General features: G+C 62.4%; 12 protein-coding genes and 2 tRNA genes. All 14 read right to left on the bottom strand.

Features of this window, described 5'->3' with window-relative positions; genetic code table 11:
* Positions 1 to 77, bottom strand: a tRNA-Arg gene (locus H620_RS0124910).
* A 75-nt stretch (positions 78 to 152) separates the two neighbouring features.
* Positions 153 to 243 (bottom strand) — tRNA-Ser (locus H620_RS0124905).
* Positions 244 to 315: 72 nt separating this feature from the next.
* Complete coding sequence (gene csrA, locus H620_RS0124900; protein ID WP_003254503.1) at positions 316 to 504, bottom strand: carbon storage regulator CsrA; 189 nt, start codon at positions 502 to 504, stop codon at positions 316 to 318.
* A 167-nt stretch (positions 505 to 671) separates the two neighbouring features.
* A complete protein-coding gene (locus H620_RS0124895; protein WP_023381586.1) occupies positions 672 to 1,907 on the bottom strand; it encodes an aspartate kinase in 1,236 nt (411 codons plus the stop codon).
* A gap of 85 nt (positions 1,908 to 1,992) precedes the next feature.
* Complete coding sequence (alaS, locus tag H620_RS0124890) at positions 1,993 to 4,617, bottom strand: alanine--tRNA ligase (RefSeq protein WP_027908224.1); 2,625 nt, start codon at positions 4,615 to 4,617, stop codon at positions 1,993 to 1,995.
* Positions 4,618 to 4,953: 336 nt separating this feature from the next.
* Positions 4,954 to 5,961 carry a succinylglutamate desuccinylase gene (astE, locus tag H620_RS0124885; protein ID WP_027908223.1) on the bottom strand — a complete coding sequence of 336 codons (1,008 nt, stop codon included), beginning with the start codon at positions 5,959 to 5,961 and terminating at the stop codon, positions 4,954 to 4,956.
* A 10-nt stretch (positions 5,962 to 5,971) separates the two neighbouring features.
* Positions 5,972 to 6,259 (bottom strand): hypothetical protein, encoded by a 288-nt coding sequence (locus tag H620_RS0124880; RefSeq protein WP_023381589.1) that lies wholly within the window; start codon positions 6,257 to 6,259, stop codon positions 5,972 to 5,974.
* 14 nt (positions 6,260 to 6,273) lie between these two features.
* The gene (gene astB / locus H620_RS0124875; protein WP_023381590.1) at positions 6,274 to 7,623 is read right to left on the bottom strand and encodes an N-succinylarginine dihydrolase; all 1,350 of its coding nucleotides are present in this window, start codon (positions 7,621 to 7,623) and stop codon (positions 6,274 to 6,276) included.
* A 23-nt stretch (positions 7,624 to 7,646) separates the two neighbouring features.
* A complete protein-coding gene (gene astD / locus H620_RS0124870) occupies positions 7,647 to 9,110 on the bottom strand; it encodes a succinylglutamate-semialdehyde dehydrogenase (RefSeq protein WP_023381591.1) in 1,464 nt (487 codons plus the stop codon).
* Positions 9,111 to 10,139: an arginine N-succinyltransferase gene (gene astA / locus H620_RS0124865; RefSeq protein ID WP_023381592.1), complete on the bottom strand. Its 1,029-nt coding sequence runs from the start codon at positions 10,137 to 10,139 to the stop codon at positions 9,111 to 9,113.
* A gap of 55 nt (positions 10,140 to 10,194) precedes the next feature.
* Positions 10,195 to 11,214 (bottom strand): arginine/ornithine succinyltransferase subunit alpha, encoded by a 1,020-nt coding sequence (gene aruF / locus H620_RS0124860; RefSeq protein ID WP_023381593.1) that lies wholly within the window; start codon positions 11,212 to 11,214, stop codon positions 10,195 to 10,197.
* Between the two features lie 144 nt (positions 11,215 to 11,358).
* Positions 11,359 to 12,579 (bottom strand): acetylornithine transaminase, encoded by a 1,221-nt coding sequence (locus H620_RS0124855; protein ID WP_023381594.1) that lies wholly within the window; start codon positions 12,577 to 12,579, stop codon positions 11,359 to 11,361.
* Positions 12,580 to 13,067: 488 nt separating this feature from the next.
* Entirely contained in the window at positions 13,068 to 14,048 is a 981-nt protein-coding gene (gene argR / locus H620_RS0124850; RefSeq protein WP_027908222.1) for a transcriptional regulator ArgR, read from the bottom strand.
* A 99-nt stretch (positions 14,049 to 14,147) separates the two neighbouring features.
* Positions 14,148 to 14,912 carry an ABC transporter ATP-binding protein gene (locus H620_RS0124845; RefSeq protein WP_023381596.1) on the bottom strand — a complete coding sequence of 255 codons (765 nt, stop codon included), beginning with the start codon at positions 14,910 to 14,912 and terminating at the stop codon, positions 14,148 to 14,150.
* Positions 14,913 to 14,934 lie beyond the last annotated feature (22 nt).

Raw genomic sequence — 14,934 nt, 5'->3', positions numbered from 1 at the left:
TGGCGGACTCAGGAGGATTCGAACCTCCGACCGCTCGGTTCGTAGCCGAGTACTCTATCCAGCTGAGCTATGAGTCCGTGTCTTGCTGCGCATGCTAGGTCGCTGAACGATCTGGCTGAAGCCTGATCAGCTACAGCGCCCTAAGCGAATAATGGCGGTGAAGGGGGGATTCGAACCCCCGATACCCTTATGAGGTATACTCCCTTAGCAGGGGAGCGCCTTCGGCCACTCGGCCACCTCACCGCAACACGAGGCGAATATTAAACAGGCTCTTCCTCGTTTGCAACCCTTTTTTTTGAAAAAACTTCAAAAAAATTAAAGGCTTGGCTCCTCGTCCTTCTCTTTCTTGATCCGCAGGTAGATTTCTTCGCGGTGAACGGCCACTTCTTTAGGGGCGCTGACGCCGATACGCACCTGGTTTCCTTTGACGCCGAGCACCGTCACGGTGATCTCGCCGTCTCCAATGATCAGGCTCTCGGCGCACCGACGAGTCAGAATCAACATAGCTTTCTCCTTACGCAAAACATTCAGGGATAACAGTCATTGGTATCAAGGCCGGTTCGAGGACATGCGACACGGCCTTTGGTTGAGCGCTGCGCAGGCAGAACAGGGGCTGCTCAACGCTCAGAAACGCGAAGGGCGCGGCAAGCCGCGCCCCTCCAGGCAGCGCCTTACTCGCCCTGTCGGGCAGGAGCGTCGAGCTCGAACGCGGTGTGCAGCGCGCGAACGGCCAGCTCCAGGTACTTCTCTTCGATCACCACCGAAACCTTGATTTCGGAAGTGGAGATCATCTGGATGTTGATGCTCTCTTTTGCCAGGGCTTCGAACATGCGGCTGGCGACGCCTGCGTGCGAGCGCATGCCAACGCCGACGATCGAGACCTTGGCGATCTTGGTGTCGCCGATCACTTCACGGGCACCGATTTCGCGAGCGGTGTTTTCCAGCACGCTATGGGCCTTCTCGTACTCATTGCGGTGTACGGTGAAGGTGAAGTCGGTGGTGTTATCGTGCGAGACGTTCTGCACGATCATGTCGACTTCGATGTTCGAAGCGCTGATCGGGCCGAGGATCTTGAAGGCAACGCCCGGGGTATCCGGCACGCCGCGGATGGTCAGCTTGGCCTCATCACGGTTGAAGGCGATACCGGAAATGATCGGCTGTTCCATGGATTCCTCTTCATCAATGGTAATGAGGGTACCTGGACCCTCCTTGAAGCTGTGCAGCACGCGCAGCGGAACGTTGTACTTGCCGGCGAACTCCACCGAACGAATCTGCAGCACCTTGGAACCGAGGCTGGCCATTTCCAGCATCTCTTCGAAGGTGATCTTCTCCAGGCGCTGGGCCTGCGGCACGACGCGCGGGTCGGTGGTGTAGACACCATCGACATCGGTGTAGATCTGGCACTCGTCAGCCTTCAGGGCAGCCGCCAGGGCTACGCCGGTGGTGTCGGAGCCACCACGGCCGAGGGTGGTGATGTTGCCGTGCTCGTCGACGCCCTGGAAGCCCGCGACCACCACTACACGCCCTTCCTTGAGGTCGGCGCGAATCTTCTGGTCGTCGATCTGCAGGATGCGCGCCTTGTTGTGCGCACTGTCGGTGAGGATACGCACCTGGTTGCCGGTGTAGGACACCGCTGGCACACCACGCTTGATCAAGGCCATGGTCAGCAAGGCAATGGTGACCTGCTCGCCGGTCGACACGATCACGTCCAGCTCACGCGGAACCGGCTGATCGGTGATCTGCTTGGCCAGGTCGATCAGGCGATTGGTTTCACCACTCATGGCCGAGAGCACAACCACCAGGTCATCGCCCGCCTCACGGTGTTTCTTGACCTTTTCGGCTACCTGCTCGATCCGCTCGATGGAACCGACAGAGGTGCCGCCAAATTTCTGTACGATCAACGCCATTTCAATGGTGCCTCAGCCCATACAGGGCCCCAAAAAAACCATCCAACATGCAGGGGCGGCCGACTAGACCAGCCGCCCCCGCATCTCAAAGTCCCTGCTCTGCGAATGGCACGGCCAGCGCCAGGGCCTGGTCCAGTGCCGCGACGTCGACGCCGCCACCCTGTGCCATGTCCGGACGGCCACCGCCCTTGCCACCCACTGCCGCAGCGGCTTGTTTCATCAGGTCGCCAGCCTTGAGTTGGCTGGAGAGGTCCTTGGTCACGCCGGCCACCAGCACGACCTTGCCCTCATGCTCGCTGCCCAGCAGGATCACTGCGTGGCCGAGCTTGTTCTTCAACTGATCGACCAGGGTCAGCAAGGCCTTGCCATCCTGCCCGTCCAGGCGGGCGGCGAGCACCTTGGCGCCCTTGACCTCAACAGCCGCGTTGGAGAGATCGTCCCCGGCGGCGCTGGCGGCCTTGGCCTGCAGCTGCTCCAGCTGCTTTTCCAGCTGACGGTTGCGCTCGAGCACAGCCGACAGCTTGTCGATCAGGTTGTCGCGGTTACCTTTGACCAGTTGCGCGGCTTCCTTTACCTGCTCTTCGGCAGCGTTCAGGTAAGCCAGCGCTGCTTCGCCGGTGACCGCTTCGATGCGGCGCACGCCCGAGGCCACGCCGCCTTCGCTGATGATCTTGAACAAACTGATATCGCCGGTGCGCTTGGCGTGGATACCGCCGCACAGCTCGACCGAGAAATCGCCACCCATGCTCAGCACGCGCACGGTATCGCCGTACTTCTCGCCGAACAGGGCCATGGCGCCCTTGCGCTTGGCGGTTTCGATATCGGTCAGCTCGGTTTCCACCGCGGTGTTCTTGCGCACTTCGCGGTTGACGATGTCTTCCAGGGCCTTGATCTGCTCCGGCTTCACCGCTTCGAAGTGGCTGAAGTCAAAACGCAGGCGCTGGCTGTCGACCAGCGAGCCTTTCTGCTGCACATGATCGCCCAACACCTGGCGCAGCGCTTCGTGCAGCAGGTGGGTAGCCGAGTGGTTCAGCGAGGTTGCGTGCTGCACATCGGCATCGACCTTGGCCGCCACAGCAGCGCCGACGCTCAGATTACCGCTGGCAACCACGCCATGGTGCAGGAACGCACCACCGGTCTTGGTAGTATCACGCACGTCGAAGCGCACGCCACCGGCCTGCAGGTAGCCGGTGTCACCGACCTGGCCACCGGATTCGGCGTAGAACGGGGTACGGTCCAGAATCACCACGCCCTGCTCACCTTCGGCCAACTGCTCGACGGCCTGGCCGTCCTTGTACAGTGCGATGACCTTGCCCTGCCCTTCGGTGGCCTCGTAGCCAAGGAACTCGGTGGCGGTGTCGACCTTGACCAAGCTGTTGTAGTCCATGCCGAAGGCGCTGGCGGAGCGGGCACGCTCACGCTGGGCCTCCATTTCGCGCTCGAAGCCAGCTTCGTCGATGGTCAGCTCGCGCTCACGTGCGATGTCGCCGGTCAGGTCCATGGGGAAGCCATAGGTGTCGTACAGCTTGAACACCACGTCGCCCGGAACCACGTTACCCTTGAGTTGGGCCAGATCCTGCTCGAGGATGCGCAACCCTTGCTCCAGGGTCTTGGCGAACTGTTCTTCTTCAGCCTTGAGCACGCGCTCGATGTGCGCCTGCTGGGTCTTGAGCTCGGGGAACGCCTCGCCCATCTCGGCCACCAGTGCGGCGACGATCTGATAGAAGAAGCTGCCCTTGGCGCCCAGCTTGTTACCGTGGCGGCAAGCGCGACGAATGATGCGGCGTAGCACGTAGCCACGGCCTTCGTTGGATGGCAGCACGCCGTCGGCAATCAGGAAGCCGCAGGAACGGATGTGGTCGGCGACCACCTTAAGCGACGCCTGCGCATCGTTGCTGCAACCGATGGCCTTGGCCGCGGCCGCCAGCAGGTTCTGGAACAGGTCGATCTCGTAGTTCGAGTGCACGTGCTGCATGACCGCACTGATACGCTCCAGGCCCATGCCGGTGTCGACCGACGGTGCTGGCAGCGGGTGCAGTACGCCATCGGCGGTGCGGTTGAACTGCATGAAGACGTTGTTCCAGATCTCGATGTAACGGTCGCCGTCTTCCTCCGGGGAACCGGGTGGGCCACCCCAGATGTCCGGGCCGTGGTCGTAGAAGATTTCGGTGCACGGGCCGCACGGGCCAGTGTCGCCCATGGTCCAGAAGTTGTCGGAAGCGTAGGGGGCGCCTTTGTTGTCACCGATGCGAACCATGCGCTCGGCCGGCACGCCGACTTCCTTGGTCCAGATGTCGTAGGCTTCGTCGTCGCTGGCGTAGACAGTGACCCAGAGCTTTTCCTTCGGCAGGTTCAGCCACTTGTCGGAGGTCAGGAAGGTCCAGGCGAAGGTGATGGCATCGCGCTTGAAGTAGTCGCCGAAGCTGAAGTTGCCCAGCATCTCGAAGAAGGTGTGGTGACGCGCGGTGTAACCGACGTTTTCCAGGTCGTTGTGCTTGCCGCCGGCGCGCACGCACTTCTGGCTGCTGACCGCACGGGTGTAGGCGCGCTTTTCCTGGCCGAGGAAGCAGTCCTTGAACTGGTTCATACCGGCGTTGGTAAACAGCAGGGTCGGGTCATTGCCCGGAATCAGGGAGCTGGAGGCAACTCGGGTGTGTCCCTGCTCTTCGAAGAAGCGAAGGAAGGCTTCACGGATTTCTGCGCTTTTCATAGGTTCTTCCACGGAAACGGCGGCCCTTGGGGCAAACGCGTCGACGAAACGACGGCAAAGGGCCGCATTATATCGGTCCTGCAGTCTCGATGCAGTGTGTTTATACGATAGAAACCGTCGTTTGGACGGTTTTTCGGGCTAATGCATTGGAAACGACATGGCCGGATGCTAAATCCTGCGTTTCGCTACTGGCAAGCCAATTACCGCTTACAGGGAGGGAAAATGGAACAGGCGGTGAATTAAAAGTGTTTCATGACCCGTGGGATCGGCTAGCCGTGCCGCCTGCCCCACGGGCAAACCTGCTCGCACAGGGAATGAGAGCAGGTGGCGCCGGCCTCAAACCAGATGCTGGCCCGAGTCCGGCACGATCAGGATTCCCGCCCGCAGGCCATTCTTGACCTTCGGATTAGGGAAGATGATCCGCGCCCCCTCCTCCTCGACCACCCAGCGCGTCTCGGCCAGGTCTTCGGCCAGCAGGTAGCCCTTGCTTAGCTCGGAGAAGTTCTCGATGTCCGTCGGCAGGTGCAGGTGGAAGCTATCACTGTGCTTGATGATCTCGCGGGACACGCTGAACAGTTTCAAGCCATCGAGGGCGTCCTGGGTCTCGGGCTCGGTGCCTTCGATGATTTGGACCAGGCGAGCTTCCAGGCGACTCAGATTGACCTGCTCGTTCTGGCCAAACGGACGGGCCTTGCCCAGTTCCAGCGTGAAGGCTTCCGCCTCCAGCTGCTCGTAGGTAAAGGCACTGAAGGTGATCGACGACTTGCTTTGCAGCAGCACCGCCTCCATGCCTGCGGCCGCCAGCCGGGCCAGCTCACGGCGTGAATGCTTGCGCCCCTCCTTGAACGGATAAAGCGCGAACTGCTCGATCTTCGAACCGCGGATCGCAGTATGCAGGTCGTAGTGCAGGCGGGCACGCCCCGGCAGGCTGAAGAACACCCGGGCAAACTGCTCGAGCTCTGCCGCACGCAGCGCTTCATCGCCGCTGGAAAGCTCGTGACGGCCGTTGAACAGGCGATTGATATCCTGCTCGACGAAGCGCTCGCCCCGGCGGATCGCTTCCGGGTTGCCGAACAGGAAGAGAATGCGCACCTGCGGCTTGATCTTGCCACTGGCGATGCCGTGCAGCAGTTTTTCCAGCAACTCGATCGGCGCGGTCTCGTTGCCATGAATCCCGGCCGACAGCAGCAAGTCAAGTTGCTTGTCCTGCGCCTCGGGCGGACGCACCTCGAGCGCGCCCTCCCCCAGCCAACGCAAACGCACGCCCCCGACCGTTACTTGCGTCTTCTCGGCCGGTTCGTGATCGGCCAGGGTCAGGTCAAGCAATTTACCGAGGGCGAGCATAGGCGCTTCCTTAGTGGTGGTGGCCGCAATCCGGACCGTGCACGTGGTCGTCGTCACCGATTTCGGCCGGCTCCATTTCAAGCTGCAGGCTGACCAGGTTGGTGGCCATCGGGCGCAGCAAGAGGTTGGCGTACTCGGTGTCGTCTTCCTCGACGTCCACACCGATCAGCAACTGGCCGCGGCCGTCCTGCTGGATCCACACTTCCTTGCCTTGCCAGACCACGGCAAAACGGGTGCAGGAGGTTTCCAGCTGGGTGCCGTCGTCGTCTTCCAGGATCAGGCGCAGGGCGTCGGTCATTGCAAATTCTCTCTTCAAGGTTGGCGTTGGAACGGATAGACCGAGCCCAACTTAAGGATCTGGGTCAACTCATCCAGCGCGGTACGGCATTCGACCAGCAGTTGCGGGTCGGCAAGGTCCGCTTCGCCGAGGCGGTCGCGGTAGTGCTTGTCGACCCACTGTACCAGCGTGTCGTACAGCGGGGCGGTCATGATAACGCCTGGATTGACCGCCGCCAGCTCCGATTCCTTCAATGCCACGCGCAGACGCAGGCAAGCTGGCCCACCGCCGTTCTGCATGCTCTGCTTGAGGTCGAACACCTTGACCTCCTTCACCGGGCCGCCCTGGCTGGTCAACTGGTTCAGGTACGCCCAGACGCGCTCGTTGTTACGGCACTCTTCGGGCACCACCAGCAGCATCGAACCATCGTCACGGCTGAGCAACTGGCTGTTGAACAGGTAGGAGCGCACTGCGTCCTCGACCGTCACCTGTGCCCGAGGTACGCAGATGCCCTGGAAGTTACCGCCCTTGTTGGCCAGTTTAGCCTGCAGTTGGCCAAGCACCGCGCCCGTCTCCAGGAACGCATCCTCGTGATAGAACAGCACCTCGCCATTGCCCACCGAAATCACATCGTTGTGGAACACGCCCTGGTCGATCACCGCTGGGTTCTGTTGAGCGTAGACCACACCATCGTCACTCAGGCCATGCAGGCGGGCCACGGCCTGCGAGGCTTCCAGGGTCTGGCGCGCGGGGTACTTCTGCGGCGCCGGGTAGCGGCTGTCGAACGCGCTGCGACCATAGACGAAGAACTCGACACCGGCCTCACCATAGTTGCGGCAGAAGCGCGTGTGGTTGGCCGCGCCTTCGTCACCGAACTGCGCGACCGCAGGCAGCGCCGCGTGGTGGGCGAAGTGCTTGTCATCAGCGAACATCGCCGCGAGTACGCGACTGGTGGTCGGGTGCTCGATGCTGCGATGGTATTTGCAGTTGAGGTTGGCAGCCGTGAAGTGCACGCGGCCATCGGCCGTGTCGGCACTGGGACTCACGGTGGCAGCGTTGGCCACCCACATGCTCGACGCCGAGCAACTGGCCACCAACAGCGGCATGGCTTCTTTGGCTGCACGCTGGATGACCTCGGCATCACTGCCAGAGAAGCCCAGACGGCGCAGCGCGGCCACATCCGGACGCTCCTGCGGCGCCAGCACGCCTTGCTTGAAGCCCATGTCGGCCAGGGCCTTCATCTTGGCCAGGCCCTGACGCGCCGCCTCACGCGGGTTGGACGTCTGCTGGCTGTTGCTCTGCGAAGCCACGTTGCCGTAAGACAGGCCGCCATAGTTGTGGGTTGGCCCCACCAGGCCATCAAAATTCACTTCATAGGATTTCATCGGCTAGGCTCCGTGACCTGTTGTTATAGAGTGACGCCCGGCGTCAATGTCGCCGGCAAGGCAAGGCTGGCGGTCTCCAGCGAAGCCACGGGGTAAGCGCAGTAGTCGGCTGCGTAATAGGCACTGGCGCGGTGGTTGCCACTGGCACCCACCCCTCCGAACGGCGCGCTGCTGGCGGCCCCGGTCAGCTGCTTGTTCCAGTTGACGATACCGGCCCGGCTACGCAGCCAGAAATACTGGTAACGGGCATGGGAGTCGGACAACAATCCGGCGGCAAGGCCGTACTGGGTGTTGTTGGCCTCATCGATGGCAGCATCGAAATCGGCGTAGCGGATTACCTGCAGCAGCGGGCCGAAGAATTCTTCGTCCGGACGCTCAGCCACGGTCGTGACATCGACGATGCCCGGCGTCAGCAGCGCGGCCTCGGCGCGTGGCTGGGTCATTTCCAGCAGGCTGGTGGCACCTTTGCCAAGCAATTCGGCCTGAGCCGCAAGCAGCGCGCGAGCGGCCTGCAGAGAAATCACCGACCCCATGAACGGCGCCGGCTGCTGGTCGAAGGCGCCGACACTGATGCCCTTGCACACCTCGACCAACCGGGCAAGCAGCCTATCGCCCCAGGCCCCTTGCGGCACCAGTAGACGCCGGGCGCACGTGCAGCGCTGGCCAGCCGAGATGAACGCCGACTGGATGATGGTGTACACCGCGGCGTCGAGGTCCTTGACCTCGTCCACCACCAACGGGTTGTTGCCCCCCATTTCCAGGGCCAGGATCTTGTCCGGACGCCCGGCGAATTGCTGGTGCAAGAGGTTGCCGGTGCGACTGGAACCGGTGAAGAACAGACCATCGATACCTGGGTTGGCCGCCAGCGCCACGCCCGTCTCCCGCGCCCCTTGCACCAGGTTCAACACACCGGCTGGCAGACCAGCGGCAATCCAGCAGTTGACGGTCAGTTCAGCGACCTTGGGCGTCAGCTCGCTGGGCTTGAACACCACGCAGTTACCTGCCAGCAGTGCCGGGACGATATGCCCGTTAGGCAGGTGGCCCGGGAAGTTGTAAGGGCCGAACACAGCGACCACGCCATGGGGCTTGTGTCGCAGCACGGCAGTGGCGTCCGCCAAAGGGCCGCTTTTCTCGCCCGTACGCTCGCGGTAGCTCTGCACCGAGATCGCGACTTTGTTGATCATGCTGGTGACTTCGGTGGCCGACTCCCACAGCGGTTTGCCGGTTTCCTCACCGATGCAGTGGGCCAGCGCCTCGGCGTGCTGCTTGAGCTGCTCGGCGAACTTCTCCAGCACATCGATACGCGCTTCGAGGCTCAGCTGGGCCCAGGCTGGGAATGCCTGGCGAGCGGCCTGCACGGCGGCGCCCACCTGACTGGCGTCTGCGCCCCGCCCTTGCCAGATCACGGCCTGGGTGACCGGGTTCAGCGATTGCAGGGCTTCACCCTGGCCAGCCTGCCACTGGCCGGCGATGTAATGCGTGGTCATTTACTTGGCCTCCCGGCTTGCCGATAGCGGCACGGCACGAACGTTGTCACCGGCACCCATGCGCAGGCGCTTGGCGGTCAGCGGGTCGACCACCAGGGTGCCCGCCGCCAAGCGCGCTGGCGCTGCCGTGATACGGCAGTCTTCGCGCTTGCGGTTGTGAATGATGTAGGGGGTGGCATCGTCACCCGGCGTACCGACGGCCAGCACCAGCGTCTGACTTTCGCGCACGGCGCGAATCTTCGAGGTTTCGCATTCGATGGCGGGACCTGCGTCGAAGATGTCGACATAACCCTGGTAGTTGAAACCTTCCTGCTTGAGCATGGCCAGCGCCGGCTCGGTGTCGGTGTGCACGCGGCCGATCACGGCGCGCGCCGCCTCGGACAGGAAGCAGGTATACAGCGGGAACTTGGGCATCAGCTCAGCGATGAACGACTTGTTGCCGACACCCGTCAGGTAGTCCGCCTGGCTGAACTCCATCTTGAAGAAGTGGCGTCCGAGGCTTTCCCAGAACGGCGAACGACCGTGTTCGTCGGACATACCGCGCATTTCGGCGATGATCTTGTTGCCGAACAGTTCCGGGAACTCCGCGATGAACAGCATGCGTGCCCGCGACAGCAGGCGACCATTGAGGCCGGAACGGTAGTCCCCCCGCAGGAACAACGAACACAACTCGGAGTTGCCGGTCAGGTCGTTGGCCAGGAACAGCGTGGGAATCTCCCGGTAGATGTTCAGTTCCTGGGAGGCGCTGACCGTCAGGCCGACCCGGTAGTTGTACCAGGGCTCACGCAACCCCACGGCTCCGGCGATGGCACTGATGCCTACCACCAGGCCTTCGTCGTTCTCCAGTACGAACAGGTAATCGGTATCACCGCGCTCGGCTTCGCCGCGGAAGCTTTTTTCGGCCCAGCCTACACGATGCCCAAGGCGCTCTTCATTGGCCGGCAGGGTGGTCAGGCCAGTGGTGCCGGTACTGCGAGCCAACTCGATCAGCGCGGGTAAATCGCTGCTGCGTACAGGACGAACGATCATGCTATCTCCTTGTGCAGCAGCCTGCGCCACCGCGAAACTCTTTAAAGCGAAGGCCTCAAACGGCAACCAGACGCACGCTGGCGCCCTCACCAACACCCAAGGCGTCGGCCGCTTCGGCAGTCAGGCTGACCGGCTTGCCCGGCACCCAGTCCAGCTCCAGCAACACCGCACGGTAGTCCTGCAACAGGCCGTTGCACACCAGGTACGGACGCCCGCCCTTGATCGGCGCATCGTCGAGCTTGACCGGCACTACACGGCTCTGGGCGATGGAACGGATGCCGGAGGTGCGTGCATGCAAGGTCGGCCCGCCATCGAAGATGTCGATGTAGTGCTCGGTCTCGAAGCCTTCACGCATGAGGATGTCGAAGGTGATCTGCGCACGCGGGTGTACCTGCCCCATGGCCTCCTGGGCCTCATCGGGCAGCAGGGGCACGTAGATCGGGTAGTGCGGCATCAGTTCGGCGAGGAAGGTCCGGCTCTTCAGGCCGCAAAGGCGCTCGGCCTCGGCGTAGTTGAGGTCGAAGAAGTTGCGGCCGATGGCGTCCCAGAACGGCGACTCGCCCTGTTCGTCGCTGTAGCCGACGATCTCGGTGACCACCGAATCGGCGAAACGCTCGGGGTGCGACGCCATGAACAACAACCGTCCTCGCGAGTTAAGTTCTGCCCAGGCACTGTTAACCAGCTCTGGCAAGACATAGAAGCTAGTCAGCAGGCTGTTGCCAGTCAGGTCATGGCACAACGACAGTACATGGATCTTGTTGTGGATCTTCAGTTCGCGAGAGGCATGCACGAAGGTTTCGTTGCGGAAGCTGTAGAACGGCTCGGAGTACCCGGCCGACGCGACGATCGCGGAGCAACCGGCCAACTTGCCGGTGGCGCTGTCCTCAAGCACGAAGAAGTAGCTCTCTTCGCCATTGAAGCTGACTTCAGCGGCAAACGACGTCTCGGACGCAGCGATCTTGTCGCCCAGGCGGGCGGTATCATCCGGCAGCGAAGTGACACCAATGGGGCTGTCGGCAGCCATGCGCTGCACTTCGTTGAGATCAGCCATTTGCGCGGGGCGCATCACCAGCATGGTGTCACTCCTTTGGGAAAACGGGCCGTTCACGACGGCGCGAAAAAACGGCAGGTGCGCAATCGCGCTTGCAAGCGCACACCCGCTCTGGAATTCAGGTATCGCTGGCCGAACAGCGGGGCCAGCGAAGCGACCGTCGGCCGATCAGCCCTTGGTCAGTTGCGCCACGGCGCGCTCGAAGCGGTTCAGGCCTTCATCGATGTCGGCATCTTCAACCACCAGGCTCGGGGCGAAGCGCACCACATCCGGGCCAGCTTGCAGCACCATCACGCCTTCTTTCTCGGCGGCGTTGAGCACGTCCTTGGCCTTGCCTTTCCAGGCCTCGGTCAGTACGCAGCCAATCAACAGGCCGACACCACGCACCTTGGAGAACAGGCCGTATTGCTGGCCGATCTGCTCCAGGCGGGACTTGAAGCGTTCGTGCTTGGCCTTGACGCCATTCAGGGTTTGCGGCGTGTTGACCACATCGAGCACGGCGCAGGCCACTGCACAAGCCAGCGGGTTGCCGCCATACGTGGTGCCATGGGTGCCGACGGCCAGGTGCTTGGCGAGTTCGCTGGTGGTCAGCATGGCGCCGATCGGGAAACCGCCGCCCAGGCTCTTGGCGCTGGTCAGGATATCCGGCGTCACGCCGTAGTGCTGATAGGCGTACAGCGAGCCGGTGCGGCCAACGCCCGTCTGCACTTCGTCGAAGATCAGCAAGGCGTTGTGCTCATCGCACAGTTTGCGCGCGCCTTCGAGGTAGGCCTTGTCGGCCGGAACCACGCCGCTCTCGCCCTGGATCGGCTCGATCACCACCGCACAGGTCTTGTCGGAGATCTGCGCCTTGAGCGCTTCCAGATCGTTGTACGGCACATGGCTGATGCCGGTGATCTTCGGGCCGAAACCGTCGGAGTACTTGGGCTGGCCACCGACGCTGACAGTGAACAGGGTGCGACCGTGGAAGCTGTTCACGGTGGCGATGATTTCGTGCTTCTCCGGGCCGAAGCGGTCATGGGCGACACGACGGGCCAGCTTGAAGGCAGCCTCGTTGGACTCGGCGCCGGAGTTGCAGAAGAAAGCACGCTCGGCGAAGGTCGCGTCCACCAGCTTGTGGGCCAGGCGCAGCGCCGGCTCATTGGTGAAGACGTTGGAAACGTGCCAGAGGGTGTTGGCTTGCTCGGTCAGCGCCTTGACCAGCGCCGGGTGGCAATGCCCCAGGGCGTTGACGGCGATACCGCCGGCGAAGTCGATCAACTCGCGGCCCGATTGATCCCAGACTCGGGAACCCTCGCCTCGCACAGGAATGAAGGCCGCCGGAGAATAGTTGGGAACCATGACCTGGTCGAAATCGGCACGTTGCACCGGGGCTTGCTCAACGGACATCTGAGTCTCCTGAAGAGGAACGCTGGCCTGGAAGTGGCGAGCGATGGGGGGGATTGTAAGGACTGATCCGCGCCTGTCCTTGCGGCCAAGCGACAACTTGTTACAGCGCTAAACCTTGTTTCAGCAAGGTTTTCGGCAATGCGACAAACACTGTCGCAATCGCGCAGTGTAACGGTAGAGATGGGCTGGGTGAACGGGGTTGGTTTTTGCAGTGCGGCCGAAATCGAGCGCCGCCCGCGCGGCGCATCGCGAGCAAGGCTCGCTCCTACACTTGTTTCCGGCCAATTATGTCTGTGCCAGACGCGCGCGACCGCCTTGTTTGTACAATCCAATATCGCGCCGTGCACCCAAGCGGTTGCGCGCAAATCCCACAGGCATGATGGGCCCGAAACAAGCGTAGGAGCGAGCCTTGCTCGCGATGCGCCGCGCGGGCGACGCTCGATTCACGCCCCCTCAAACCCAAGGCATGCGCCCCACCCCAGAAAAATTCAGCCTTTTTCGGCAGGCGCCGAACTCAGCTCGAACGGGCTGCTGCTACGCCGCTGATTGCGGTCTTCGCGCGGAGTGGCACCAAAGAAATTTCGATAGGCGCTGGAGAAATGCGGGCCCGACGAGAACCCGCAGGACAGGCCGATCTGGATGATCGACTTGCTGGTCTGCATCAGCATCTGCCGCGCCTTGTTCAGGCGCAGCTCCAGGTAATACTGGCTAGGTACCCGGTTGAGATACTGCTTGAAGATCCGCTCCAACTGCCGGCGCGAAACGCACACATGCTGGGCGATCTCGTCGGTGGTCAGCGGCTCCTCGATATTGGCCTCCATCAACACCACCGCCTGAGTCAGCTTGGGATGACTGGAGCCCAGGCGATTCTGCAACGGAATACGCTGGCGCTCACCACCCTCGCGGATGCGCTCGACGACCAGCTCTTCGGACACAGCCCCGGCGAGCTCCGCACCATGGTCACGCGCCAGCACCGCCAGCAGCAGGTCGGTCACCGCCATGCCACCGCAGGCTGTAAGGCGATCGCGATCCCAATCGAACAGATGGCTGGTGGCGATCACCTTGGGAAAACGCTCGGCGAAATCATCCTGCCAACGCCAGTGCACCGCCGCACGGTAACCATCGAGCAGCCCAAGCTGGGCCATCGGATACACCCCGGCGGACAATCCGCCCATCATGCAACCGCTGCGCGCCAGCTGCTTGAGCGCGGACGACAAGGCAGAGCCCACGGCCTGCGGCGGCTCGTCCGCCAGCAGGAACAGCTTGTGGCAACCTTCGAGTCGACCGCTCCAAGGCTCGCCAGGAAGGCGCCAGGCGCCCTCCGGGGCCGGCTCCGCCTGCAGGAAGACCGTCTCATACACCACATCCGGATGCACCCGCTGCGCCACCTGCAACACGTCCTCGGCCAGCGCCAAAGTCAGGGGCTTGGTGCTGGGCCAGATGAGAAAACCGATTCGCTGGGTGGTCATAGGGTACGGTCCGAAACCTGAGGTTCTTCGAGTCTGTGGCGCCGGGTCAGGCTGCGCTTGCCGCGCAGCATGCCCTATTCTGGTGCAAAGGTGCAGCCTTTACTTCAGGCTGCCGGAGAGAAACTGCTGCAGGCGCTCCGATTTCGGGTTGGCCAGCACTTCACGCGGGCAACCTGTCTCCTCCACCAGCCCCTTGTGCAGGAACACCAGCTGGTTGGACACCTCGCGGGCGAAGCCCATTTCGTGAGTCACCACCACCATGGTGCGGCCTTCCTGGGCCAAGGCCTGCATCACCTTGAGCACGTCGCCCACCAGCTCTGGGTCCAACGCCGATGTCGGCTCGTCGAACAGCATCACCTCGGGCTCCATTGCCAAGGCACGGGCAATCGCCACGCGCTGCTGCTCACCACCGGACATATGGCCTGGGAAGGCATCCTTGCGATGGGCAACACCCACCTTGGCCAGGTAGTGCTCGGCTTTTTCAAGGGCTTCTTTCTTGCTCACCCCAAGCACATGCACCGGCGCCTCGATGACGTTCTCCAGCGCAGTCATGTGCGACCACAGGTTGAAATGCTGGAACACCATCGACAACCGCGAACGCATGCGCTGCAGTTGGCGCGGATCGGCAGCCTTCAGCGCGCCATCCTTGCCAGCGACCATCTTCAGCTCTTCGTTGTTGAGCAGGATCTTGCCGGCATGGGGCTGCTCGAGCAGGTTGATGCAGCGCAGGAAGGTCGACTTACCCGAGCCACTGGAGCCGATGATGCTGATCACATCGCCTGCCTTGGCCGCCAGGGACACACCCTTGAGCACTTCATGGCTGCCGTAGCGCTTGTGCAGGTCTTGGACTTCTAATTTGTACATGCTTTCGGTTCTCACAGAGCGA

The organism is Pseudomonas taiwanensis DSM 21245, assembly GCF_000425785.1.
In the GTDB taxonomy this organism is placed as follows: domain Bacteria; phylum Pseudomonadota; class Gammaproteobacteria; order Pseudomonadales; family Pseudomonadaceae; genus Aquipseudomonas; species Aquipseudomonas taiwanensis.
Note: the sequence above shows the minus strand (reverse complement) of the source record. Positions and strands in the feature narration are given on the sequence as shown.